Source organism: Bacillus sp. 105MF, assembly GCF_000374885.1.
Taxonomy (GTDB): Bacteria; Bacillota; Bacilli; order Bacillales; family Bacillaceae_G; genus Bacillus_A; species Bacillus_A pseudomycoides.
Genome location: NZ_KB895565.1, coordinates 354,155 through 378,762, shown reverse-complemented (window position 1 = coordinate 378,762; position 24,608 = coordinate 354,155). Strand labels below are relative to the sequence as shown.

Here is a 24,608-nt window from a genome sequence, read left to right as displayed (position 1 = left end):
ACGTAACCGTTGTATCTAATTTTTATTATATGAAATAGAAAATAGATGGTTCTTTTCGAACAACTATTCCGACGTATTTAACCATTTATCCCATTCTTTTTTTGTATCACCAACGAACACATTTTGAAGTCCAATCTTGTCTTCATCTGAAACAAACTGACTTGCAAATCCAACAAGCCCTATGCAGATCTTTGAATTCTGACTTTGCAACTTCTTAATCAAATTTAGTGCGCCTTTCAAATATCGCTCTTTTGAACATGATATAAACACATATTTGGGTGCAAATTGCTTAATAACTGTATGAATCTCATCTTCCTCTAAGCCTGTCCCAAAATATGTTGCTTGATAGCCTTTCAAACGTAAATATATTGTGAAAACAAAAAGGTTTAATGTATTCAATTCTCCTGGTGCGCATATAGCCAAAGCTTTTGGCAAAATAAAATTAGTATGCGTATTATGATAAATCATTCCAATGCGTGAACATAAAAATGAATCTATATACCGCTCTTGTACAGCTGTTATCTCATCATTTCTCCGCATAGTCTCCAATTTATCAATAATCTTAACAAATATATGAGTGATTACTTTTTCTGTTGTATAAATAACAAATGCCTCGTTTAATAATTCACGGGCATGCTTTTCATCAAATTTTAACAAATAATGAAGGATATCGTCTACTAAAAACACTTCTGTACTGTATGCTACTTCAACTAAATTGTGATTTTGCAATCGATTGCTCTCTAATAACTGGACTGCTTGACCAATCGTAAATCCTTCATTCACTTTATACATTAACCATTTTAAAATTCTCACATGCTCTTCTGTATATAGGCGATGCCCAGCATCATTGCGCTTTGGAGCAATAATATGATATCGTCTCTCCCAAGCCCGCAGCGTACTCGGCTGAATTCCAAGCATATTCGAAACAGCTTTTATATTATATTTCCCTTTTAAAGTTGGCATGTTTTTCCCACCTTTAAACCGAACATCTCTTATTTTTTTCCTTGCAACGTAATTAAGTGCGTTTGGGCTGGAGCTCGAAAACGTAGTGGTATCAATGTCGTTCCATACCCATTACTCACAAATAAAGTTGTATTCGGATACTTATATACGCCGCCTTTTAGATATCGTTTAAAATGAAATAGACGAATTTGTCCCCCATGGGTATGACCACTTAATACGAGGGAAATTTGTTCTTGTCCAGACATTTTGTTTACAATAACAGGATTGTGACTAATAAGAATACGAAAGCCATTTTCTTGACAATCTGCTAGTGCCAAGTCTAATCGATCCCGTTCTAATCCAACATCATCCACCCCTAATAAGCAAAGCTTGTCGCCAGAATCTGATTCAAACAGCACTCTTGTATTATCTAAAATTTTCACACCATGTTCTAGTAATAACGCATCTAGTTCATGATAGTCAATTTCATAATCATTATTTCCCCATACAAAATATATAGGACCAATTTTACTTAATGTTTGAACATTAGCAGCAATTTGTGATAACGATACACCTTTCTCAGCTAAATCACCGCCAATAATAACAAAATCAGCTTTTCCTTTTACATTTTCAATTAAAGAAGGCGAAACAATTCTCCTATGAATATCTGAAATGAAAAATATCCTGACCTTTCCAAAGCTTTCCGGGAAATTTACAAATGATAAAGTGTGTTCTAACAATGTATTACGCAATGCTTCTCTATACATCATAAAAAGACAAATAAAGCCAATACATATGAACGTGCCACCTAAAATCCACAACATATATTTTTCTCAACTTCCCTCTCAACAAAATGTAATTTTATCAAGCTATATTGCAATAAAGATGAATAAAATCTCATCCGATACAAAAGACTTCATTCACCTTTTCAACCACTCATATAACCATTATTTTACAGCTACTATTCCTTCTCCGTTTTCTTTTTGACAGGAATTTTCAATTCTTTTCCCACTTCTAACTGATTGTCTTGTAAATTGTTATAGCGTTTAATGATTGTAGCCCCATCTTCATTGGGAAAATACTGTTTCCCAATACTTTCAAATGTCTCACCTGCTTTTACAATATGCGTTTCAAATTTTTCTGGCTGCTTCTTTTTTCCTTCACCATGTTTATTTGAATCGAAAAAAATCACTTCAAACGCATTTGTTCCAGGGACATCATTCTCTTTTGCACTTTTTACTTCGATATACTTATCCGTATACCATAAAATACTAAGTGGTAACAAAATAAATAAAAATGTTAAAACTCGAACAAAAAAGTGGTTAATCTTAAATTTAGATTTTTTCTTTTCTTTATTTCTATGAACCTCACTTCGCGGCGGTAAACCTTCTTCTGTTTGCTCTTCTTCCAATTCTTCTTCAAAATCGGGAATTTGTTTCCTCATGCTGTTCACCACCACCTTTCATTTATTTTCTTAATTGAAGTCCCATTATAAAATCAACAAGAAAGTGTGCAAAAATTGTTATAAACAAATTTCCTGTCCATTGAAACACATATCCAAATACAAAACTAATCATACATACAAAGCAAAATAAGAATGGCTTCATCACATATCGAATATGTAAAACAGCAAAAATAAGGCTAGCAATTACAAGTCCGAAATGCGTCTGTAACACACCCCGAAATAAAAATTCTTCAGCAAATCCAATAACAAACGTAATAACTAATAATTGTATAACAGAAATCCCTTGGAACATCCGCTCATTAATTCCACCATCATCAAACCACGATTCTGGGAACACTTGCATTGCAATATAATCATATAAGATGACACCACCCGCAACTCCACTACCTATTATAAGGATGGAAACAGGTTCCCATTTCCACAAATCATAAAATTCATTCCTATTTGGAAATAATATATAGGCTAATGCGCAGCCAACACCTATAATTATTAATTGTGTTATATAGAGGTTAAGCCGTATTTCTTTCGGACCTATGTCTTCAATACTACGCCTTTGAATGTCCATCATTCCTCCGTTCTCTCATACCAAAGAGCAATTGTAACTCCGCTTCCCAATTATAGTCGAAAATTGATTGTCTTGCTCGTCTTTTTTTATAATCTTCTTTGGAAATACCGCAGTAGTCACAGCAGTTTTTTATCTCAGCTTCCTTCTTATATCCAAATTGATGTAGCATTTGTTCCCGTCTACACCCTTTAAACTGGAGCCACGATTTCATATTTTCTAATTGCCTATATTTATTCCGAAGACGCCCGTCCACTTCTAACATCAATTTTTTCATTTTCTCATCTGACAAGGATTGCATAATGAGCTTCTTCTGTTGTATGATTTTCATCTTTTCTAAATGATAACGTACAAAACGCCAATGCTGCTCACTAAACCTTGCGGCATTATAACAAATTTCTTCCACATCTTCCATTGGCAATACTTTCGTTTGGAACATCTTCTCTTGTAGTAAGGAAAATAAAAATTGAATTTGCTGTTTATTTGGTAATTCATCCTCAATGATAGAAACTGGTAGATCATGATCCAATGGACTACAAAGTAGAATCGCAATACTCATCTCTCCATCTCTTCCCGCTCTACCGATTTCTTGTAAATAAGAAGCAATATTTGCTGGATAATGAAAATGAATAATATATCTTGTATTCGGCTTGTTTACCCCCATACCAAATGCACTTGTACATATAACAAGCTGCAGTTGATCATTCATAAATTGTTGCTGAATTAACATCCGCTCTTCATGTTCCATTCCACCATGATAAAATGCAACATCTGCTATACCTTTACTCCTTAAATATTCTGTCAGGCGCTCCGTCCAAGCCCTGCTAGAACAATAAATAATTCCTGGTCCTTGTAAATAAGTAACTTGCGTGAGAAGCGCTTCCTTTTTTTCTTCTATTGTTTGTACAAATTGTACTTCCATTGCAATATTTGGACGATCAATCGAATACACATGCTCTGCTACATTCGTAAGTTTTAAACTTTCTATAATATCTTGTAATACTTCTTTTGTTGCAGTAGCTGTTAATGCTAATACCGTAGGATGTCCAATAGCCGCTATAACTTGATCTAATTTTTTATAGTCTGTTCGAAAATCGTAACCCCATTGTGAAATACAATGTGCTTCATCAACGACAAATAGCGAAATATGAATCTTTTTTAGTTCTCTTATTATTGCTTCAGTTTGCAGCATTTCAGGCGAGACAAAGACAAATTTATAAGAAGATAATCTTTTTATCGCTTCTTTTTTCTCAGTTAATGTACGGAAACTATTAAACGCAATCACACGATCCTTTACTATATATTTAAGCTGCGCTACCTGATCTTCCATTAAGGATAGTAATGGAGAAACAATCAGTACTGTTCCATCTCGCATAAGACCTGGAAGTTGATAGCACATTGATTTTCCTCTTCCAGTTGGAAGCATCGCCACAACATCTTTTCCTTGCAACAAATCCACAATAACATCTTTCTGTCCTTGACGAAATTCGTTATAACCAAACCACTTATACAGATAATCCTCAAGTCTCATTTACACCCTCCATCTGTGCTAACACAAGACGAATTTCAAAATAAGAAACTGTTTCTCCTACCGCTTGCTTTAATACACGCAACTTACGTGTTTGTAATGTTTCAATAATGCGCTGCACATGCTTAATTTTATTTTTCCCCATGAACATTTCAATAGAAAAATCTCGTTCTCGTAATGCAATTTCAACAAAATGATCCTCTATTGTTGCAACCTTTAAATTTCTAATCGTTGCAATTTCATCTAAAGAGAGCCCTTGTCTCCAAAGCTGATATGTTTTCTGCGTGGATAAACTAAACAAATCTGCCCTTTCATTCGGATAAGAAATAATTTTTGTTAATAACGGAAACTCTTTTTCATTCTCTCGAACAGATTGAATAAAGAAATGAATGGTACCCCAAAATAAGAGATAGATGCGAAATACATCTTGGTTTGTAATTTCTGCAAGTTGTTTTAATGTATATCCAATCCGTTCATACCCAGTTAGTCGATATGTAAAAATCGTTGCTTCTATTGGCAAAGTATCTTTCAACAGCATATGTATCTCTTTCCACAAACCTGCCGCAAGTTCACTTCTTGTATACGGTATCCCGATGAGGAACTGCTTGACCCACATCATGATCTCTGTATCTTGTTGAATAGGAATAAATTTCGCATTTTGCTGTTGTAAATTTGACACAGTTTGAATAATTAATGAAAGTCGTTTCCAAAAAAGCTCGCCAAGATCACCATAGTGTAAACCATGTAAATACTGTGGAAAAGAAAGTGTTTTTTTCCAAGTTTCCAGTTGCTCCTTTCCAGCATCAGTTAAAATGTACGTATTTTCATGTACATTCTGAATCCATTCTTTATGCAATACATGTTCAATTTCCTGATCATAATCAGAACGTTGTAATGATTTGTATATTCCAAACAGAAAAGAAATGTGAAATATATTTCCGTCTTGTAGTGTTTGTGAAGAACGTTTTCCTTTTAAAAGGTGATAAATGGAAGAAACAGTTCGTTCACCATTTAATTGTTTTATGCAATATAGTAAAGTATATTGTAACTGCATCACCGCTTCCACCTTTCAATTACATTTATCCCGCTATTTGCTGACAGTAAAAGCCCGATTGGTGAAAGCTTTCTATCGATAGGGATGAAGAGAACCCCACTGATAGAAGTTTCACTTTATATTTTCTATTGTATCAAACTGTACAGCATTTAGGCATTTTGAAAATCTTGTGAAATAAATCAAAAATAAGTTGACACTCTAATTGATAAGCATTATCATTATAATTTTATGTTGAAAAGTTTGAAAAACCGTTTTACAATAAGGTTATAATTTTTATAGCGAATATTTTCACATACATATTATCAGGAGGGAAAAGAATATGGCAAAATATACAATTGTTGATAAAGACACTTGCATCGCATGCGGAGCTTGCGGAGCTGCTGCACCAGACATTTATGATTACGATGATGAAGGTATTGCATTTGTAACATTAGATGATAACCAAGGTATCGTTGAAATTCCAGATGTATTAATTGACGACATGATGGACGCATTTGAAGGTTGTCCAACTGACTCAATTAAAGTTGCTGACGAATCATTCGATGGCGACGCTTTAAAATTCGAATAGTCTTTTTATTAACTTCAAAAAATCCCCCTCATTTTATGAGGGGGATTTTTTGTTATTCATCTAACTTACAATTTAAAAAGCCATCAGCGATATCCTCTCCTCTGATGGCCAAAATTTCTATGCATTTTTCATTTTTGCAAATACCCATACTTTTAAACGTGAAAACAGCGCTACAAACACAACTGTTACAACAATTCCTTTAATTAAATTAAATGGTAGAATTGCCGCTACAATCATTTGTCGCATACCACTGCTAGACATAGCAGGCTGATTTAAAAACCAAGTGTACGCTGGTAAAATAATGAAATAATTTAACACACTCATAATGATAGACATTGCAACCGTTCCTAACATTAACCCTGTTGTTAAACTTTTTACTGTGCGATGCTTACGAAATAAGAATGCCGCTGGACCAATAAATAGACATCCCGCAATGAAATTAGCTACCTCTCCAACCGGAACTCCGGTTAAACTTCCTTGAATCCCATAGTGAAGGATATTTTTTATCCCTTCTACAACTACACCTGCAATCGGACTAAAAATAATCGCTGCAATTAAAGCTGGCACATCACTAAAGTCAATTTTTAAAAATGGCGGAAGTCCTGGAAATGGAAAATCCAACATCATAAGCAAATACGCAATACTACTAAGCATCGCTACACTCACCATTTGTACTACATTGTTTTTTTGTTTCATCATTCTCTCTCCTTTTCCATCGATCATCTCATGGAAAGTGGAAAGGTTCTGCTATGCCTATTTTTTCATGATACGAAAAAACCCTTTGTGGTTTACACAAAGGGAGAATTTTTAGGCACATCAAACAGACGTTCAAAGAGCTATCTTTTTTGAACGCTTGAACCTCCATCTTCTCCCATCCAGACTGTACTGTCGGCTTTGGAATCTCACCAAATCCTGCCTTAACGGCTCGCGGGCTTAGAACGAAAAGCAACTGTTCATCACCGCCGGTCGGGATTTTCACCCTGCCCCGAAGATAGACCGATATTCTATTTTCTTCACCATTATACAACAACATCATACAGTTGTGAATAAAAATGTTTATAACTTACGAATAGTAAGCATCATTCTATATAAGATTAATACTCAATAAAAAAGCTATCGAATTATTTGACAACACAATCCATATTTTTTACAATCTGACTTTTTCCTGCGTAATTCCCTAGTCATTCATACAGAAAAGTGATAAGATGTTGAATTGTTAAGATAAGAGCATTTTCTTAATACGGAGGAAATGTCATGAAGAAAGAAAAAAGACACTCTATTCAAGAAACGATGAAAAAAAACTTAAGAAAAGAATACTTTTATTTAAAAAAGGAATTACTTTTCTACTGTCCAATTGATTTAGGCACATTTTCAAGAGAAACATACTATGCTACTTTTGACAAAGAAGGAATTAGTGTATATCAGTATGATAAAACAACAGAAAGTAAACTAAAGCTACACGAGCGTCATCTGTGGAAAAGTTGGGGTAAAGTGAAAATTGATCACTATTTAACAACATCACAATTTGTTTTCCAAGGAAAACGAAATTGGATTCTCTCTCTCTTTCATAAAGGGAAAGAGGCCCAAAAAATAATTAAAGAACATACTTCTTTACAAACAGAAGTTGTTTCCCGATCCTTTTTGAAAAAGCTTCCTGGTTTTCGTTCCAATACAACTTTAAACAAATATATAGGCAGCATTTGTTATACAGCACTTATTGCATTTTTATTAAAGTGGATAATTCCATTTCAAGTACAAGTTGCCTTGTATTCGTTTTCTATCGGCTGTATGCTCCTTGGTCTACTTTGCTTTACAATTGGACTAATCGAACCAACCATTGTATTATTTCGAACGAAGGAAAAAACAAGGACAAAGGTCTTTTATTATTATAGCTATTTAGCCATTTCTGGATTTATATGTGTCTTTATTTTTTGGTAAAAAAAGAGCTAGTCCTACTAGCCCTTTTTTAATTCATATATAATTTTTGATTTGGATAAATTCGATCTTGTTGTAATGCATTTTTTACTTTTATCTCATGAACAGTCATGCCAAACTTACGGGCAATACTGACCAATGTATCCCCTTTTTGCACAATATACATCGATGATGAAACCACTTGATCCCTTTCTTCATTTAAAACAAACAATGGATTCATTGCATTTCTTTTCCCAAATGTCCAAGCACCTTTATGAACTTCTAAGTGCAGATGTGCACCTCGTGATTCACCTGTGTTTCCCACTTCACCAATTACCTCACCTCTTGTAATATGATTCCCTTGAAATACATATCTCTTATTTAGATGGGCGTAAACGGCCTCATATTCTCCATGCTTAATAAACACTACATTTCCATAACTATTTGAAAAATAGGATTTTGTCACCGTTCCACCTCGAATAGCTGCAATCGGTGTTCCGATTGGAGCAGCTATATCAATACCATAGTGTTTTCCATTTCTTGTTCCAAAATAGTCACTAATTCTTCCATCTACCGGCCATGTCCATCGTCCGTCCTCAGCATAACCATATAATTGAGAACTAAAAAACAATCCAAAGACAAGTATCCCGACTTTTAAGCCTTTCATATACATCCTCCGTTTTTTAATAACCGCCACACTTTCTCTATTGTGGTATATTACGGAAAAAAGTATACAAAAAAGAAAGTGAATTACTCCACTTCCTTTTTACGAAAAACAATTGCACTTCGTTTATATTCAACATCTTTCACCATAAGGCGAGCATTTATCACCCTAGCTATCGCGAATAAATAATCAGATAATCGATTGACATATCGTAATACAACTTCATTTATTTCCTCTTGCTTTCCTAATGATACAATATAGCGCTCAGCTCTCCGCGTTACCGTACGTGCAACATGGGTCACCGCAGATGCTGGGCTCCCGCCAGGTAAAATAAAACACTCTAATGGCGGCGCTTCTTCTATGTAGTGATCAATTCGTCCCTCTAAATATATGACCATTTCTTCTGTTACTTTATAAGGTAATTTTTGCTGCACAATTGCTAAATCCCCACCGCAATCAAACAATTCATGCTGAATCTTTTCAAGCTCCTCATGTATGTCTTGAAAGCATTCTTCTTGAAGCATAGTCATCGCATATCCAATATGAGAATTCGCCTCATCAATTGTTCCATATGCTTCTACACGAATATGATCTTTATCAACTCGTCCACCTATAATACTCGTTTGTCCTTTATCTCCTGTTTTCGTATATAGTTTCAAATATTCTACACCTCTCTTTTTAATTTTTATTCATTACACGATCCATCAAATGTAAGTATACATTGAAAAAACGACTTAAACCTTTCTTTTTTTGATGGGAGAGAGCATCCGACCATGCGTAGAAACGGTCAGTACCTTTTAGCCCCATGCCATGTGAGAACAGAAGGAGAAAATGAGCGGAGACCTTCTTTTATTTTCATAGCCGTGAGTTATATGCCAGCAAATCAAGATGGATTTATTCTTTCCTTAGTCTAAGCTTCTTGTCTTTCAATCAACTTTCATAGAGAGACTACCATCTACAAATAGTACAATAAAACAAAAAGCTCTAATATTCTTCATTCCATTGAGAAAATATTATAAACTCAAAAAGAATAAAAAATACTAGAACTTCAGTATTCACTCACAACAATATCACTTATATTGATTGACCTGGTAAATATACAGAGAATATTGTTCCTTCTCCAACGACACTTGATATAGAAATTTTACCATTATGCCCTTGTACAATGTTTTTAGCAATTGCAAGCCCTAAACCAGTACCACCTGTTTTCCCACGTGTTCTTGCTTTATCAGCTTTATAAAAACGATCAAACAAGAACGGAATGTCTTCTTCAGGAATACCAGCACCTGAATCTTGCACTTCAAACATGAGTCCATTATTTTTCGTATCAATAATAAGCTCAACATGACCACCTGCATTTGTATGCCTGATTGCATTGTCAATTAAGTTCGTTAATACTTGCTCCATACGATCTGGATCAAGCGAATGTTGCTCAATTGGATTACGGAAATCAACTGTTAACCGCACATTTTTTTCTTTTGCAATCCCTTGAAATTTGCGTCCAATCTTCTCAACAAATGGATGAATATCCACTTCAGATATATGCAATTCAACATGACCACTTTCCATACGCGCTAAATCTAAAAGCTCATTCACAAGGCGACCTAAACGAACTGACTCATCATAAATAATTTGTACAAATTCATTTATTTCTTCTTTTGTTTGAACAATATCATCCAAGATTGCCTCACTATACCCTTGGAGCATAACCATCGGTGTGCGCAATTCATGAGACACATTCGCAATAAAATCTTGACGCATTTTTTCAAGGCGACGCTCTTCTGTCATATCACGAAGCACCGCCACAGCACCGCGAATTTTCGTTTGATTATATAGCGGCGTCATAAGGACAACGTAGTTACCCTTTTGTAAATTAATTTCAATGACTTGCTGTTGCTCACTTTCTACTACAAGATGAAACAACTCAACAAGTTCCGGCGGTAAATTCCTACTTAATTCCAACTCTTTTTCTTCTTGCCAAACTTGTAAAAAATGCTCCGCCGGCGGATTGATAACAACAACCTCACACTCTTGATCCAGCGTTACAACTCCATCTGCCATACTGCTTAAGATACTAGAAAGTTGTTCTTTTTCTTGCTGTAGTGCATTAATATTAAACTTTAATTGTTTTCCCATTTGATTTAACGCCGTTGCTAGCTCTCCTATTTCGTCTTGCGAAACCATAGGTGCTTTCGTATCAAATTTCCCGCGCGCTACTTCAAAGGCCACTTCACGCATTTTACGAAGTGGAGCTGTAATTCGTGTCGATAAGAAAAATGCAAAGAACGTTGTTAAAATAATCGCAATTCCCGCTGATAAAAAAATAAAATCTGTCGCTTTTTCCATACCTTGTTTCGGAACTTGCAATGATTGATACACAAACACCGCACTATGACTTGATGATTGCAGCGGCTTGCCAACAATCATAATATCATTTTCAGAGTTCTTCTTCGTTTTGTCATCAGACACTTTTTTTATTTTTTCTTTATTTTCTTTTTTATCTATAAAAACAGCTGCTAAATCTTTATCCTTTTTCAGATCTTCTATTGTAAGATCTACCAATCCTTCTTGTTTCGGTGAAGAAGAAACTTCATGATCCCCCTTCACAATAATAATCCGTGAGAGCGGATCAGCAAACTTATACGCGATATTCTCAATCGTTTGTTCGTCTGCACCTTCTTCAATTAATTCCGAAACACTTGTCGCTACTTTTGTAAGCCTGTTTTCACTCATTTCAATATAGTAATTATCAAAAAACTGCGAAAGCAAAATGGCAACAAAGCCAAGAACAAATGAAACAAGAAGCAATATGGTCATCCATAGCTTTCCTACTACACTTCTCCAAAGCATCAGTCGTTCACAACCTCAAACTTATAACCAACACCCCATACAGTTACGATCATCTTCGCTGCATCAGCTGATTTTTTACTTAATTTTTCACGTAAACGCTTTACGTGCGTATCTACTGTACGCAGGTCTCCAAAGAATTCATATTGCCATACCTCTTTTAATAATTGCTCACGATCAAATACTTTATCAGGAGCCTTTGCTAAAAATAGTAACAATTCATATTCCTTTGGTGTTAAATTGACTTCATCACCATCAGCAGTAACGCGATGCGCATCGTTATCAATTGTTAAATGCGGGAATACAATAATATCTTTTGTTGTTGTATCTTGTGTAAAGAATGTTGTTGTCACAGAACGTCGCAAGACCGCTTTTACACGAAGGACTACTTCACGTGGACTAAACGGCTTTACGATATAATCATCCGAGCCAACTTCAAATCCTTGCACCCTGTTTACTTCTTCACCTTTAGCTGTCAGCATAATAATTGGTGTCGCTTTTTTCTCGCGAATCCCTTTACACACTTCAATTCCATCTTTTCCAGGCATCATGATATCCAATAAGATTAAATCATAGTCATTTTGCAATGCTTTTTCTAAGGCTGTATCACCATTGTCAGCCTCATCGATTGTATATTGTTCTCTTTCTAAATACATTTTTAATAAACGACGAATACGATCTTCATCATCCACAATTAAAATTCTTGGTTCATTTTCCATTGCTTCCCGCTGCCCGAAAAAAACATGACAACGGTTCACACCTACCCTTCTACGATATAATACTGTTTTTACTTTTATCTCATAATAGATAATTCTAAAGCGTCCAACTTCCACCTTAACAATTATACTTCACAAGAATAATAAAGTTTGTTCATTTCTTTTCCAAAAATATGTATTTTTTTTGAACAGGACATTTAGTCCTCGACATCATTTTACAAAATCAACCTTTATTTTGCCATGTTTTTCTCAAAAAAGAAAAGAAATTGACAAAAATAAAATAGGAAAGTGACAACCACTTTCCTATTTTATTACGCTTAACTGAACGGTATGCCCCCTCTAAAAAAGAGAAAAAACCTTACGCATATGAGTGTAAACCAGCAATAATTAAGTTTACAGCTATAAAGTTAAACATTATAATGGCAAATCCAATTACCGCAAGCCATGCCGACTTCTCACCATGCCAACCTTTAGATAGACGTAAATGTAAAACTGCAGCATAAAAGAGCCATGTAATGAGTGCCCATACCTCTTTTGGATCCCACCCCCAAAAGCGCGTCCATGCAATTTGTGCCCAAATCATCGCAAAAATTAACGCTCCTAACGTAAAGACTGGAAATCCAATTGCAATAGATCGATATCCAATTTCATCAAGTAAATCACTGTTAACATTTTTCACTACTGGCTGAAGGGCCGCTGATACTCTTTTTCGTAAAATTAATCTTAATACAAGATATAGTCCCGTTCCAACAAGCAGTGACCAAATTACTGTATTTAATTTCTTTGCATTTATTATAGCAGGCATTTCTGCAATCGGTTCAAGTTTTCCAGTTGTTATTAACTTCCCTTCATGGGGTCCAACTAGTGCAGGCAGATTATATTTCATCTCGACTTTTTGTTCATTTTTATCCACCCATTGAAACTTTGCTTCATATTTCGTTGCCGAATAAACTGTTGTTACCGCTATGAATCCGACAGCGCAAACGAGTGTAAACACAACTGTTTCTAACCAAAATGTCCGTTTCGTCCTTTTTGACTGATCTACATTTTTAAGCAAATATATGACACCTGTAATAAAACTAATTGCTAAAATAGCTTGTCCAGCTGCGGCCGTTGTTACATGAATATGTAGCCAATTACTTTTCAACGATGGAATAAGCGGTGAAATTTCTCTCGGAAACATACTTGCATATGCAATTAACAAAAGGGCTACTGGTAAAGCGAATAATCCGACTATGCTTACACGATACATGAAATACATAACAATAAAAGCACCAACAAGCATCATGCCGAAGAATGTACCAAACTCAAAGAAATTACTTACTGGTGCATGCCCTGAAGCGATCCACCTTGTTACAAAGTATACAGTTTGAGCGACAAATCCTAAAATTGTTATGGTTATACCTATATTTGCCCACTTCCGACCTTTTTCTTTAATCGCCCCCCCGAAGAACAGTGTTGCAATTAAATAGAAGATGAAAGCGGCAAATAAGAAATTACTGCTGATTTGCACCATATATTCTCCCCACCTTAACTAATTTTTTGATCATTTACTTTGTCGTATGGTTGTGGAATTGTTGTTCCTTCAAGCACTTTCTCAATATCTTTCCGCAAGCCAAACCAGTTTTTATTTGTATGGCCAGCAATCCACCATTCATCTTTAACACGTTGTATCCAGATACGACGATGATTCCAATACATCCCTTGAATCACACCAACCATGAAGATAAATCCTCCAATTCCAAGAATCCATAGTGTCAAATCTTTTCTCACAATAAGCCCCGTTGCATTTCGCATTTCTACTCCTGCAAAGGTCATTTTATATTGATTATTTCCTTCTGGTTCTATGTTTTGTTGTATACCTACAAAACTCACTTCTCCTTCTGGCGTCTCTGGTGTAAACATTTTAAAAACGAAAGCTGGGTTGTTCGGAATCTTTGTTTTTGTATTGGGCTGACCATTCTCATCAAAATAAAAATCAGGAAAATAACTTAATAATTTTATAGAATACCCATCTCCTAAATCGTATGTTTCTTTTGGATTTTCTAAGTTAACTTTAATGGGTTTCCATTTTTTCTGATTGTCTTTTTTCTGTAAAGAAAAAGACATACTACCAAATTCATTTTCTTTAAAATCTAGTTGATATAGAGCAAACTGATCAAATTTTAACGGTTCATTCACTTTAATTTTAGATTCCTTTACCTTTTCTAACTTTGGTTTTTGTCCAGCTATATTTTCTTCTACAGCTTTATACAATACAGCATTTGTTTGGTAGTTTTTAGCGATCATTTTATCGCCTACACGCTCAATCGCATCATTAAATACTTTATCATCTTTACTCTTGTCATAAACTTCTTTTATAAACTTTTCATTCTTTAAATAATATTTCCCATCAGTTCCTGGGATCTCTTTTGTTTCCCCATCACGTAGCCACAGTGCTTCATCCACATACATACTCGGAAGAAAACGTAGCATTGCTCCGAATAGAAAAATGATAAGACCGATATGATTCACATATGGACCCCAGCGAGAAAATCTTCCTTTTTCCGCTAAAATATTTTCGCCTTCGACTCTTACATTGTAATTTTTTTTCTTTAAATTAGCTTGAATCTGTTCTAAATCCCCCTCTTTTGGAGAACCTGTCCCATACAATCGTTGTCTCTTTAAAAAACTTGGGTGTCTTTTTACACCCTGCTTTTTTAAAGCTTTATAAAGCGGAATTACACGATCTAAACTACATATCACAAGTGACACACCAATCGACGCAATTAAAATTATATACCACCATGAGCTATATAATTTATTAAAACCCAATTGGTAATATAGTTGTCCAAGAAAACCATATTCCTGTTCATAATATTCACTTGGTGTAACACCTGGAGGTATATACATTTCTTGCGGAAATATGGTTCCAACTGCTGATGCTAATAGAGTGATAACAATGAGCCATACCCCCACCTTTACGGAAGAAAAAAAACTCCAAACTTTATCTACTATCGTTCTCGTATGAATAAGAGAGCGCCGGGCACCCCCCTCATATCGCATATCTAATAACCTCGTATCTTCCTTGTTTTCAAAAGGTTTCCCGCAAGCTTCACAAAAAATTGTGCCTATTGGATTTACATGTCCACATTCACACTTTATCTGTTCCAATATTCTCACCGCCTCTTGTTTCTATTTATCATTGTATCTTCCAAACATGAGTTACCGCAATACTCAGAATTTTCAAGATAGGTACTAAGACGAAGCAAAGCACCTTCATCTATCAAACTCTTTTACTATTCGTTATGTAAAGGCTTTCTTTACTAAGGAGTAATTTTCTTTAAATATTCCTCCATTTGTTCCTTTGTTTGTGTACCAGTAATTTTCTCGATTACATTTCCTTCTTTATCAATTAAAAATGTTGTTGGCAGTGGACCAACGCCATATGTACCAATTATTTCTTGCCCTTTATCAATCGCAACAGGGAACTTTAATCCATATTGATTCACAAAATTTTTCACCGCAATATTCGTTTCATCTGCATCTAATGCGATGATTTCAACGCCTTTTTCTTTATATTTAGGATATAATTCATTCATATAAGGCATCTCTTTTTCACACGGTTTGCACCACGTTCCCCAAAAATTCAAAAATATCCCTTTTCCTTTCAGGTCATTTAGCTCGATTTTTTTTCCTTCTAAATCTGAAACAACAAAGTTAGGTGCTTTTTTCCCGATTTGCATTTTTTCCTTATCAACAAAAAAACCTTGATAAAGTGTGAATCCTACTGCCACGCTTAAAATAAGCAAAATGAGAATGCGAAATAGTAAGCGATTCTTCTTCATACTCTCTCCCCTCTCTTTGATGAATTTATATGTAAAAAATTTCTGTAACTACTAACTTGTCCTTTATTTCAAGCATTTGTTTATTTTAATATATATGCCTCCATAATCACTCACCAAAACGGTCGGTTCAACTAATCATCCATAGGGGATAAAACTCCCCCACGGATGGAAGTTTCACTTTACCACTTATCTCGGCTTTGTAGAAGCAAGCGCACGTAATTGTTTTACTTCATGAGGTGATAACTCTCTTGCATCACCAGGGCGTAGACTTCCTACTTCTAAGAAAGCATAACGTTCACGTTTTAATTTCATTACTTTACAGCCAAGCGCTTCAAACATACGACGAACTTGACGATTACGTCCTTCATGAATCGTTAATTGTACAATTGCCATCTCTTTACGCTTATCCCAAGAAAGGATTTTCACACGTGCTGGTGCTGTCTTTCCATCTTCTAATACAACACCTTTTTCTAGCATGCGAATTTTCTCTCCTGTTAATGGGCCTTTTACTTTTGCAACATATGTTTTCTCAACTTTATATTTTGGATGCATCAATATGTTTGCAAAATCACCATCGTTTGTCATAAGAAGTACGCCAGACGTATCATAGTCTAAACGACCAATTGGGAATAGGCGCTGTGTGATTTCAGGGAAAAAGTCTGTAACAACTTTTCTTCCTTTGTCATCTGATACGCTCGAAATTACGCCAGTTGGTTTATATAGTAAGAAATAAATAGGTTCTTCTTTTTCAAGAGGGATATTATTTACTTCTACTTTATCTTGAGGAGTTACCTTCGTTCCTAACTCAGTCACTACTTTACCGTTAACTTTAACTTTTCCTTGCTGAATAAGTTCTTCAGCTTTTCTTCTTGATGCAATTCCTGCTTGCGCAATCACTTTTTGTAATCGTTCCATTTCCATTATTCACCTCAAATTTATCTTACCTTCATTAGAAGGAGTTGGCAACCGCCAGAACATATAGCAGCCAGCCTAACATATCGTAAACAACATAGCTATGTTTCTAAACTTATAAAGGCCGAATTCGGTTTCAATTCTTTTTTATTGTTTACCCTCATATAGTTGTTCACAACAAAAGTTCATTATTTTGTCAAAAATATTCCACAAAAAAACCACTATTAAGCCTACCCTTAATAGTGGTCGTATACGTATTATAAGCGAATTAACTCAAAAAATGAATACCGATTACTGAAACAATAAAGAAACAAACACAATAGAACAAATAATCCCAATTAAATCTGCAAACAACCCTACCTTTAAAGCATCACCCATTTTACGAATACCAACAGCTCCAAAGTACACTGTTAAAATATAAAACGTTGTATCTGTACTTCCTTGCATTGTGGAAGCGAGCCTACCAATCAATGAATCTGGTCCATATGTAGCAATTAAATCTGTAGTAATACTTAATCCTGCCGAACCAGAAATGGGGCGTATGAGCGCAAGTGGTACAATTTCTGCTGGCACGTGAATCATATCCAACACTGGCTTCATTACAGAAATCATGGCATCTAAAGCCCCAGATGCCCTGAAAATAGAAATGGATACGAGCATCCCCACCATAAATGGTAAAATAGAAATAGCAATTTGGATTCCTTCTTTCCCACCTTCTACAAATGATTCGTACGTTGGAACTTTTTTTATCGTGCCATATAATAGAATAAAACCAATCACACAAGGTATCACCCATAATGAAATTGTATTAACAATACTCACTTTTTCCGCCCCTTTCTACTCCGTCTGCGGTAAAAATAGCGGTCAATCCAAATAGCCCCAATCATCGATAGTACTTGTGCAATAAACGTAACACCAACAATTTCAGTCGGATTCGCCGATTCATACGTCATTCGGATTGAAATCACAGTAGTCGGTATCAATGTAATTGCGGATGTATTCAAAGCTAAAAATGTCACCATAGAACGACTTGCTGAATCCTTTCCTCCATTCAGTTCCTTAAGTTGTTCCATTGCTTTAATACCAAGTGGCGTCGCTGCATTTCCTAACCCAAAAAAGTTTGCCATCATATTTGACAAAATAAATCCCATCGAAGGATGATCCTTTGGTACTTCTGGAAACAATCTTTTTACAACTGGCATAAAAAATGAGACTAATTTCTTTAATAAGCCCGCTTCTTCAGCAATCTTCATTAACCCTAGCCAAAAGACTAAAACACTAATCAGCCCAATACAAATGGTTACTGCATCTTTTGACCCTTCAAAGACTGCTTTATTCACTTCCTCCATCGTTCCGTTTATCATCGCATATACAATCCCAATAACCGCCATCGCCACCCATACGAGGTTAACCATCTGTTCCAACACCTAACATATGAGAGAAGATTTCTATCACATCATTCCAATATACTCCAGTTGTAGCAACCAACTTTCGCTTACTATAAAACAAATTACGTTCCCCTACTTTTTCTTCATTAATATAAACTATTGTCTTACCGACTTTCTCTCCATCTACTAATTTTGCACTCCTATCAAGTTCAACCTTTAGGATAACCTGTTTCTTCTCATCTTTCGTTAGCGGTATAGCGAAATCATTTTTTATATAAACATGATTTGTATACTTCTTTTCCTGCAGTCCAGAGAGCGCTCCTTGCCCTAGAACCTTCGTTAACTCATATTGCTTAAACCCTTGATCAAACAAATACATATGGTCGTCCCAATCATTAGACGCATTAAGTGTCACTACAATTAAATCTAATCCATCTTTCGAAGCTGTTGTAACAAGTGTACGCCCTGCTTTTTTTGTAAATCCCGTCTTGCCTCCTGTTGCAAATTCATAATAAGAAGTTACAAGTTTATGCTTGTTTTTCCATGGATAATCCCACATTTTCGATTGATATGTTTTTGTTCCAAAAATTTTCCGAAACGTTTCATTTCCCATTGCATAACGTGTTAAAAGTGCCATATCATATGCAGACGAATAGTGCGTTCCATCCCCATCTAGACCATGTGGATTTGAAAAATGTGTATCTTTCATTCCTATTTGTTTCGCTTTTTCGTTCATCAAATAAACAAACCCCTCTATGCTTCCCCCAACATTTTCAGCAATTGCTTGTGCTGCATCATTACCGGAACGAAGCATTAAACCATAAACTAAATCCTCTAGCGGTACTTTTTTTCCAGGTTGTAAATAAATTGCCGACCCCTCTACTCGAACAGCCTTATCGCTAATAGGTACAACTTCTTTCATTTTCCCTGATTCGGCAGCGAGTAAGGCAGTCATAATTTTCGTGATGCTAGCAATTTTTTGTGATTCATGTTCTAACTTTCCATATAACACACGTCCTGAATGTTCTTCCATCAATATGGCATTATGGGCGCTTACATCATTCATTTGTGCATATGTATGAATCGGTATAACACTTGCACACATTATAATAAGTGCAATTACAATCCAAGTTCGTCTCATATTCCCCCACGTCCTTTTGGCACTTTTTGTACAAGTGTATGCTTGGCCCCTTAAAATATGAACGAAATATTCTTTTCTATACCAGCAAAAAAGACGCACAAATATGCGTCTAATACGGTGTCCACTCAAGCTGTTTCGCACTTTCAAATCGCTTTTCCACATCGGACCAATTCACAACATTCCACCAATTTTTAATGTACTCATCTTTCCGATTTTGGTATTGCAAATAATATGCATGTTCCCATACATCAAGCACAAGTAACGGTATCGTATCCCACTGTGTGAATAATTGATGAAGGGTACTTTGTAAAATTTCTAATCTTCCCGAACGAGGCACCCACACAAGAATAGCCCAGCCAGATCCTTCTACCTTCGATGCAGCTTCTGTAAAATGCTTTTGAAAACGTAAAAAACCCCCAAAATCTTTCTCGATTTCTCGAGATAATGCACCTCTTGGACTTCCCCCTCCATCTTTTTTCATGTTATTCCAAAATATCGTGTGCAAATAATGACCTGAACCGTGAAAAGCCGCTTCTCTTTCCCAATGCTTGATTAAATCAAACTTATTTGTTTTCCTTGCTTCTTCCATCATTTTTTCTGCTTTATTCAGCCCTTCCACATAACTCCGATGATGTTTATCATGATGTAGCATCATAATCTCTCGAGAAATATATGGTTCCAGCGCATTATATGGATAGGGTAACGGAGGAAGCGTGTGACCCCCAATTGGAACAGATCTCTCAGTATACGTTCTTTCATATAACTCATATTGCTCATTTTCTTGTATAAATACTTCTTGTAAATGATTCTGGATGTGTTCCACATCATCACTTATCTCATACAGGAATTCAGCATCTGTTTCATACTCATTTTCTTTCATACGGTCTAATAGCATTTGAATTTTATAAGCAAGCATATGGACGTCATAAACTTCAGTTGCACGACTATCTAATACGTGAAGAACGCTTTCACACCAATTTTCTACTTCATGAAAATAATCCGTAAATACACCTTGCTGATTCATACGACACCTCCTCTATGCTATCCACTTTAACTATATTCAGCGCCCGCATCTTATATACCGTACAAAACAGCAAAAGAAGCTAGTCTTTCTCTAGCTTCTTTGAGTATTCTCTAATACTTATATAAAACATATACTAGAGCTATTCATCCCTACAATCAAAGACAGTAGTTCCCTCATCTTATTATATACATCCATTTTAATTCCCCAACATATAAGTCGCGGCTATAAAAATAAAAAGGAACCCCTACTCACTTTCTCCTTTTGTTCTCACTTCGCATGGGGCTGAAAAAGGATCTGACCACTTCCATCCATGGCCGGATCCTCTCTCACACCTAAAGAAAATGGTTTTATTAATACTTGTGTAACATCTTTGTTTGATAGTCCGTTTCGTAATATTCCAGCTCCTCACGCATTGTTTGAAACTTTCCTTCTAATTCTTGCATTACTTTTTCAATTGAGCTAGGCGGTATTTGTTGAAAAGCAATGGAATTTTTCCCTGTATATGCCGAGCGACTATTTTCATACCACTGATCACTTTTTGGCGAAAAGAATTCAGCAATTACTTGATGATAGATTTTATATAATGTTCTCTCAGCAGCCGTTTTTCGAAATGGTTGACTACTCAATAAAACAAGGCACGCATCCAAGCCTTCTTCACAAAATACAAGGAGTCGTCTTAATGATGATAATAAACCTTCATAATAATGTTTATTCCCTTCTGGTGACTCTTCTAATAAAGAAGGTAATGTATGATAATTAACAAAATCAGTCATTAAATCAATAACTTCTTCTAAAAATTCAGAAACTTGATGCGTTTGATTTTCAACCATTGAATTAGACATATCCTTTTCTCTCCTTTTCCATTTTACGCTATTTCTACTTTTTTATTTTTATGTAACTCAGCCATTATGTCTTGTACTTTTACCACTGTTTTATCATCAAAATTTTTTTGAAAATCTTCTATCCTGTTAATATATACACGCTTTTGCCCACGAAATTCTTTATTTTTAATAAAACAAGCTAGAGCAACGATATCACGTAAATATATGTCTTGTTCTTCTATTTTAAAAACTGGATTTCCTTCAAACGGAGTAATTCCTTGTAAAATTCCTTCAAAATAACGGACATATAATACAGAAAATGTTTTTTCTTGTTCACCCAAAATATAAGTTACTTCGGATCGATTAAAGAAATCTTCTGATGTATTAGGTTGTGCTTTTTCTAGCTCATGGCCTGCGTAACCTACTATAACCATCCGCTTTCCCCCTCTTCCTTATTTCGTTCTATTTTAACTCACTTTTCTGAATAAACAAAACTTTAATTTATTATTAATTCTTAGCAAAAAATATATAACATTTCTATATTTATATAAAAAATAGTTTTTATATCCTGCAATTTACCTTTTTATTTTTCATGAAGTTTGTCATAATAAGAATATTGTCTCAGTTTTCTTATGCAAGGAGAGTTGTATTTATGTCGTTTTCGTGGAAACGTTTCTTACAAATCGGAAAAATTATTTTCCCATTTGTTGTCTTGACAATTGTATTCTTTCAAGCTCGAAAAGAATTGTCAGGTATTTCATTTCGAGAAGCAATTGAAACAATTAAAAACATTCCGACTGGAGGAGTCTTTTTAGCTATTACGCTCGGTGCGTTTGCTGTTTCAACAATGTTCTTTTATGACTTTGTTATGCTCCGCTATTTAAAAGCAGATGTACCTGTTCAAAAGATTTTCCGTGTTTCTTGGATTGCTAACACCTTAAATGGATTTATCGGTTTTGGTGGACTTGTTGGAGCAGGTATACGGACAATGTTATATCGGCCTCACGTAAAAGAGAATGGTAAACTTATCAAAAGCATCGCTTGGATGACAACTGCTTTTATAAATGGATTATCCCTTCTCTCATTCCTCGGTCTTATAGGAATACTAGATACAAGTTTTATTTTACATGAAAAACCTTGGCTATGGCCTGTCCTCATCTTTTTTGCTCTTTTTGTACCGCTATATATTGGATTTTCCAAAATTAAAAATCGAAAAAAGCAACACATAGAAGGACAGGAAGAAATCAAAGAGAAGAACCCAACCGTTCTATATTCACTTGTTTCATTAGTGGAATGGCTTTCTGCCGGCATCGTCATGTATGTTATTTTAATATTATTTGGAATTGACATCGATTTCCGGAAATTTTTAGGGGTTTATGTTATTGCAGCATTAGCAGGGGTTGTTAGTCTTGTACCCGGTGGTCTTGGTTCCTTTGACCTTGTCTTTTTAACTGGATTAGGACAATACGGTATCGATACAGGCGTATTATTACCTGCCATGTTATTATACCGCCTCGTATACTATATTTTACCATTTTGTCTCGGGTTAATTTTTGCCGCTTTTGAAATGACCGGAGCTGCCCTAAAAAAGATTGAAGATAAACCATTTATTGCACCCGCCTTAGAAACAACAGGTGTCATTTGGACATTACAACGTGATTTTTTAGGAAAGCTAGGTCCATGGGCATCAGCTGCTTTAACAGTCTTTACCGGCCTAATGGTCATCTTATCGACCATTTTACCGACGAGTATAAATCGTGCTCACGCATTACACATTTTAGCTCCAAAACATCTTATTCAATTTTCTTTTAGCTTATCATTAACATTTGGAATTCTGCTCCTTATTCTATCAAGAGGTATTTATTATGGAACAAAACGTTCCTACTATATGACTATTGTTTCTTTAATTGGAGCAGCCATTTTTAATACACTGAAAGGAATCGATATTGAAGAAACCTTTATTTTACTAATTGTGCTAGCCGTATTATATATGCTTCGCAAAAGATTTGTACGTGAAAAAATGTCAGTTTCGCTTTCCGATGTAGTAAAAGTATTTATATTTTTACTACTAACATTATACTTGTATAAAAACTTAGGCATCCTATTCGCAGGAGCAAAAGAAGCTTTCAAGCCCGATTTTGTCGTTCGTAATATTACGCAAGTAAAGAGAAGTGCACTTGCAGCTGCTTTCTTTGTTCCAACTTTTTTACTCATCGGTTCTCTTATCGCGAATCGCTATCGTAGTGTATTCCCTGAGCAATCAGCAAACGATAAACGTCTGCAAAACTTCTTAGATGAATATGGCGGAAATGTACTAAGTCATTTAGGTTTTTTAGGAGATAAACAATTCTTCTTTAGTAGTGATGGAAAAGCACTTCTTTTATTTTCAACAACAGGAAAACGACTTGTTGTACTCGGCGATCCAATTGGGGATCCGTCTTCTTTCCGTAACGTACTACAAGAATTTTTAGCTGAAGCGGATCGATTTGGATATATTTGCGTTTTCTATCAAATTGAAAGCAAATGGATGAGTTTATACCATGATTTTGGCTATAACTTCTTTAAACTTGGTGAAGAAGCTGTTGTTGATTTAAATACATTTACTATATCAGGGAAAAAGCGTGCTGGATTACGTGCAACTTTTAACCGTTTTGAACGTGAAGGTTATACCTTTTCCATTCATCAACCACCATTTTCAGACGAGTTATATGAAGAATTAAAAAATGTTTCAGACGCTTGGCTTGGGGGAAAAAAAGAAAAAGGCTTTTCTCTTGGATACTTTGATCGTGAGTATATAAGTCGCGCCCCTATTGCAACTTTATCTGATGCTGAGGGAAAAATCATTGCATTTACAACGTTTATGCCTGTTTATCAAACTGGTGAACTTTCTATCGATTTAATGCGTTATTATCCAGATGCACCTGGCGGGATTATGGATGCAATCTTTATTCATTTATTCCAATGGGCAAAAGAAAACAGTTATCATTCCTTTAACATCGGTATGGCCCCGCTCTCTAATGTTGGTTTATCCACACAATCCTTTTGGTCTGAGCGCGTCGCTGCAGCAATTTTCAATAACGTTCGTTATACATATAGTTTTAGTGGTTTACGGCATTTTAAAGAAAAATATAAACCGGCGTGGAGTGGAAAATATTTAGCATTCCGGAAAAATCATTCCTTGCCAATTACAATGCTTGCCGTAACAAAATTAATAGGAAAACGAAAAAGCAGCTAG

The 24,608-nt window shown here is 35.4% G+C and carries 24 protein-coding genes and 1 riboswitch; of the genes, 3 read left to right on the top strand and 21 right to left on the bottom strand.

From position 1 onward, the window contains the following. Window positions 1–63: 63 nt before the first annotated feature. From C564_RS0102045 to C564_RS0102020, 6 genes are all read right to left on the bottom strand, one after another. The gene (locus tag C564_RS0102045) at window positions 64–963 is read right to left on the bottom strand and encodes a MerR family transcriptional regulator (protein WP_018764264.1); all 900 of its coding nucleotides are present in this window, start codon (window positions 961–963) and stop codon (window positions 64–66) included. Between the two features lie 29 nt (window positions 964–992). After that, the gene (locus C564_RS0102040; RefSeq protein ID WP_006094245.1) at window positions 993–1,766 is read right to left on the bottom strand and encodes a metallophosphoesterase; all 774 of its coding nucleotides are present in this window, start codon (window positions 1,764–1,766) and stop codon (window positions 993–995) included. 137 nt (window positions 1,767–1,903) lie between these two features. Next, on the bottom strand, window positions 1,904–2,386 hold the full coding sequence (locus C564_RS0102035) for a LysM peptidoglycan-binding domain-containing protein (protein WP_006094243.1): 483 nt from the start codon (window positions 2,384–2,386) through the stop codon (window positions 1,904–1,906). 22 nt (window positions 2,387–2,408) lie between these two features. Next, window positions 2,409–2,972 carry a CPBP family intramembrane glutamic endopeptidase gene (locus C564_RS0102030; protein ID WP_018764262.1) on the bottom strand — a complete coding sequence of 188 codons (564 nt, stop codon included), beginning with the start codon at window positions 2,970–2,972 and terminating at the stop codon, window positions 2,409–2,411. Further along, on the bottom strand, window positions 2,953–4,500 hold the full coding sequence (locus C564_RS0102025; RefSeq protein WP_018764261.1) for a RecQ family ATP-dependent DNA helicase: 1,548 nt from the start codon (window positions 4,498–4,500) through the stop codon (window positions 2,953–2,955). The genes C564_RS0102030 and C564_RS0102025 overlap by 20 nt, the downstream gene beginning before the upstream one ends. Continuing rightward, complete coding sequence (locus C564_RS0102020; RefSeq protein ID WP_018764260.1) at window positions 4,490–5,551, bottom strand: helix-turn-helix domain-containing protein; 1,062 nt, start codon at window positions 5,549–5,551, stop codon at window positions 4,490–4,492. The genes C564_RS0102025 and C564_RS0102020 overlap by 11 nt, the downstream gene beginning before the upstream one ends. A 319-nt stretch (window positions 5,552–5,870) precedes the next feature. Here C564_RS0102020 and C564_RS0102015 point away from each other — a divergent pair, with 319 nt between their 5' ends. Continuing rightward, on the top strand, window positions 5,871–6,119 hold the full coding sequence (locus C564_RS0102015) for a ferredoxin (protein WP_003206564.1): 249 nt from the start codon (window positions 5,871–5,873) through the stop codon (window positions 6,117–6,119). Window positions 6,120–6,236: 117 nt separating this feature from the next. Here the strand turns inward: C564_RS0102015 and C564_RS0102010 are convergent, their stop codons facing one another. Then, the gene (locus tag C564_RS0102010) at window positions 6,237–6,815 is read right to left on the bottom strand and encodes an ECF transporter S component (protein WP_018764259.1); all 579 of its coding nucleotides are present in this window, start codon (window positions 6,813–6,815) and stop codon (window positions 6,237–6,239) included. 163 nt (window positions 6,816–6,978) lie between these two features. After that, window positions 6,979–7,116: riboswitch (FMN riboswitch) on the bottom strand. A gap of 257 nt (window positions 7,117–7,373) precedes the next feature. Between C564_RS0102010 and C564_RS0102000 the strand changes: the two genes are divergently transcribed. Continuing rightward, window positions 7,374–8,057, top strand: a complete 684-nt coding sequence (locus C564_RS0102000; RefSeq protein ID WP_018764257.1) for a hypothetical protein — start codon at window positions 7,374–7,376, stop codon at window positions 8,055–8,057. A 28-nt stretch (window positions 8,058–8,085) separates the two neighbouring features. On the opposite strand, the gene C564_RS0101995 is transcribed toward C564_RS0102000, so the two are convergent. From C564_RS0101995 to C564_RS0101930, 14 genes are all read right to left on the bottom strand, one after another. Then, entirely contained in the window at window positions 8,086–8,700 is a 615-nt protein-coding gene (locus C564_RS0101995; RefSeq protein WP_018764256.1) for a peptidoglycan DD-metalloendopeptidase family protein, read from the bottom strand. Between the two features lie 83 nt (window positions 8,701–8,783). After that, the gene (locus C564_RS0101990; protein ID WP_018764255.1) at window positions 8,784–9,356 is read right to left on the bottom strand and encodes a cob(I)yrinic acid a,c-diamide adenosyltransferase; all 573 of its coding nucleotides are present in this window, start codon (window positions 9,354–9,356) and stop codon (window positions 8,784–8,786) included. 415 nt (window positions 9,357–9,771) lie between these two features. Further along, complete coding sequence (locus tag C564_RS0101985) at window positions 9,772–11,547, bottom strand: ATP-binding protein (RefSeq protein WP_018764254.1); 1,776 nt, start codon at window positions 11,545–11,547, stop codon at window positions 9,772–9,774. Beyond that, complete coding sequence (gene resD / locus C564_RS0101980; protein WP_026008430.1) at window positions 11,547–12,263, bottom strand: DNA-binding response regulator ResD; 717 nt, start codon at window positions 12,261–12,263, stop codon at window positions 11,547–11,549. The genes C564_RS0101985 and resD overlap by 1 nt, the downstream gene beginning before the upstream one ends. Before the next feature lie 355 nt (window positions 12,264–12,618). Next, window positions 12,619–13,776: a c-type cytochrome biogenesis protein CcsB gene (gene ccsB, locus C564_RS0101975; protein ID WP_018764253.1), complete on the bottom strand. Its 1,158-nt coding sequence runs from the start codon at window positions 13,774–13,776 to the stop codon at window positions 12,619–12,621. A 14-nt stretch (window positions 13,777–13,790) separates the two neighbouring features. Beyond that, window positions 13,791–15,416, bottom strand: a complete 1,626-nt coding sequence (locus C564_RS0101970) for a cytochrome c biogenesis protein ResB (RefSeq protein ID WP_026008429.1) — start codon at window positions 15,414–15,416, stop codon at window positions 13,791–13,793. 149 nt (window positions 15,417–15,565) lie between these two features. After that, complete coding sequence (gene resA, locus C564_RS0101965) at window positions 15,566–16,087, bottom strand: thiol-disulfide oxidoreductase ResA (protein ID WP_003206580.1); 522 nt, start codon at window positions 16,085–16,087, stop codon at window positions 15,566–15,568. Between the two features lie 186 nt (window positions 16,088–16,273). Beyond that, a complete protein-coding gene (gene rluB, locus C564_RS0101960) occupies window positions 16,274–17,002 on the bottom strand; it encodes a 23S rRNA pseudouridine(2605) synthase RluB (protein WP_018764251.1) in 729 nt (242 codons plus the stop codon). Window positions 17,003–17,290: 288 nt separating this feature from the next. Beyond that, window positions 17,291–17,821, bottom strand: a complete 531-nt coding sequence (gene spmB, locus C564_RS0101955) for a spore maturation protein SpmB (RefSeq protein WP_018764250.1) — start codon at window positions 17,819–17,821, stop codon at window positions 17,291–17,293. Next, window positions 17,818–18,414, bottom strand: coding sequence for a spore maturation protein SpmA (gene spmA / locus C564_RS0101950; RefSeq protein WP_016114058.1), 597 nt, complete (start codon window positions 18,412–18,414; stop codon window positions 17,818–17,820). Before spmA ends, spmB begins: the two co-directional genes overlap by 4 nt. Continuing rightward, complete coding sequence (locus C564_RS0101945; protein ID WP_018764249.1) at window positions 18,407–19,528, bottom strand: D-alanyl-D-alanine carboxypeptidase family protein; 1,122 nt, start codon at window positions 19,526–19,528, stop codon at window positions 18,407–18,409. Before C564_RS0101945 ends, spmA begins: the two co-directional genes overlap by 8 nt. A gap of 109 nt (window positions 19,529–19,637) precedes the next feature. Then, window positions 19,638–20,552: a superoxide dismutase gene (locus tag C564_RS0101940; RefSeq protein WP_018764248.1), complete on the bottom strand. Its 915-nt coding sequence runs from the start codon at window positions 20,550–20,552 to the stop codon at window positions 19,638–19,640. Window positions 20,553–20,902: 350 nt separating this feature from the next. Continuing rightward, window positions 20,903–21,394 (bottom strand): DUF3907 family protein, encoded by a 492-nt coding sequence (locus C564_RS0101935; RefSeq protein ID WP_018764247.1) that lies wholly within the window; start codon window positions 21,392–21,394, stop codon window positions 20,903–20,905. A 23-nt stretch (window positions 21,395–21,417) separates the two neighbouring features. Next, complete coding sequence (locus tag C564_RS0101930; protein WP_018764246.1) at window positions 21,418–21,807, bottom strand: hypothetical protein; 390 nt, start codon at window positions 21,805–21,807, stop codon at window positions 21,418–21,420. A gap of 218 nt (window positions 21,808–22,025) precedes the next feature. Between C564_RS0101930 and mprF the strand changes: the two genes are divergently transcribed. Beyond that, window positions 22,026–24,608: a bifunctional lysylphosphatidylglycerol flippase/synthetase MprF gene (gene mprF / locus C564_RS0101925; RefSeq protein ID WP_003206592.1), complete on the top strand. Its 2,583-nt coding sequence runs from the start codon at window positions 22,026–22,028 to the stop codon at window positions 24,606–24,608.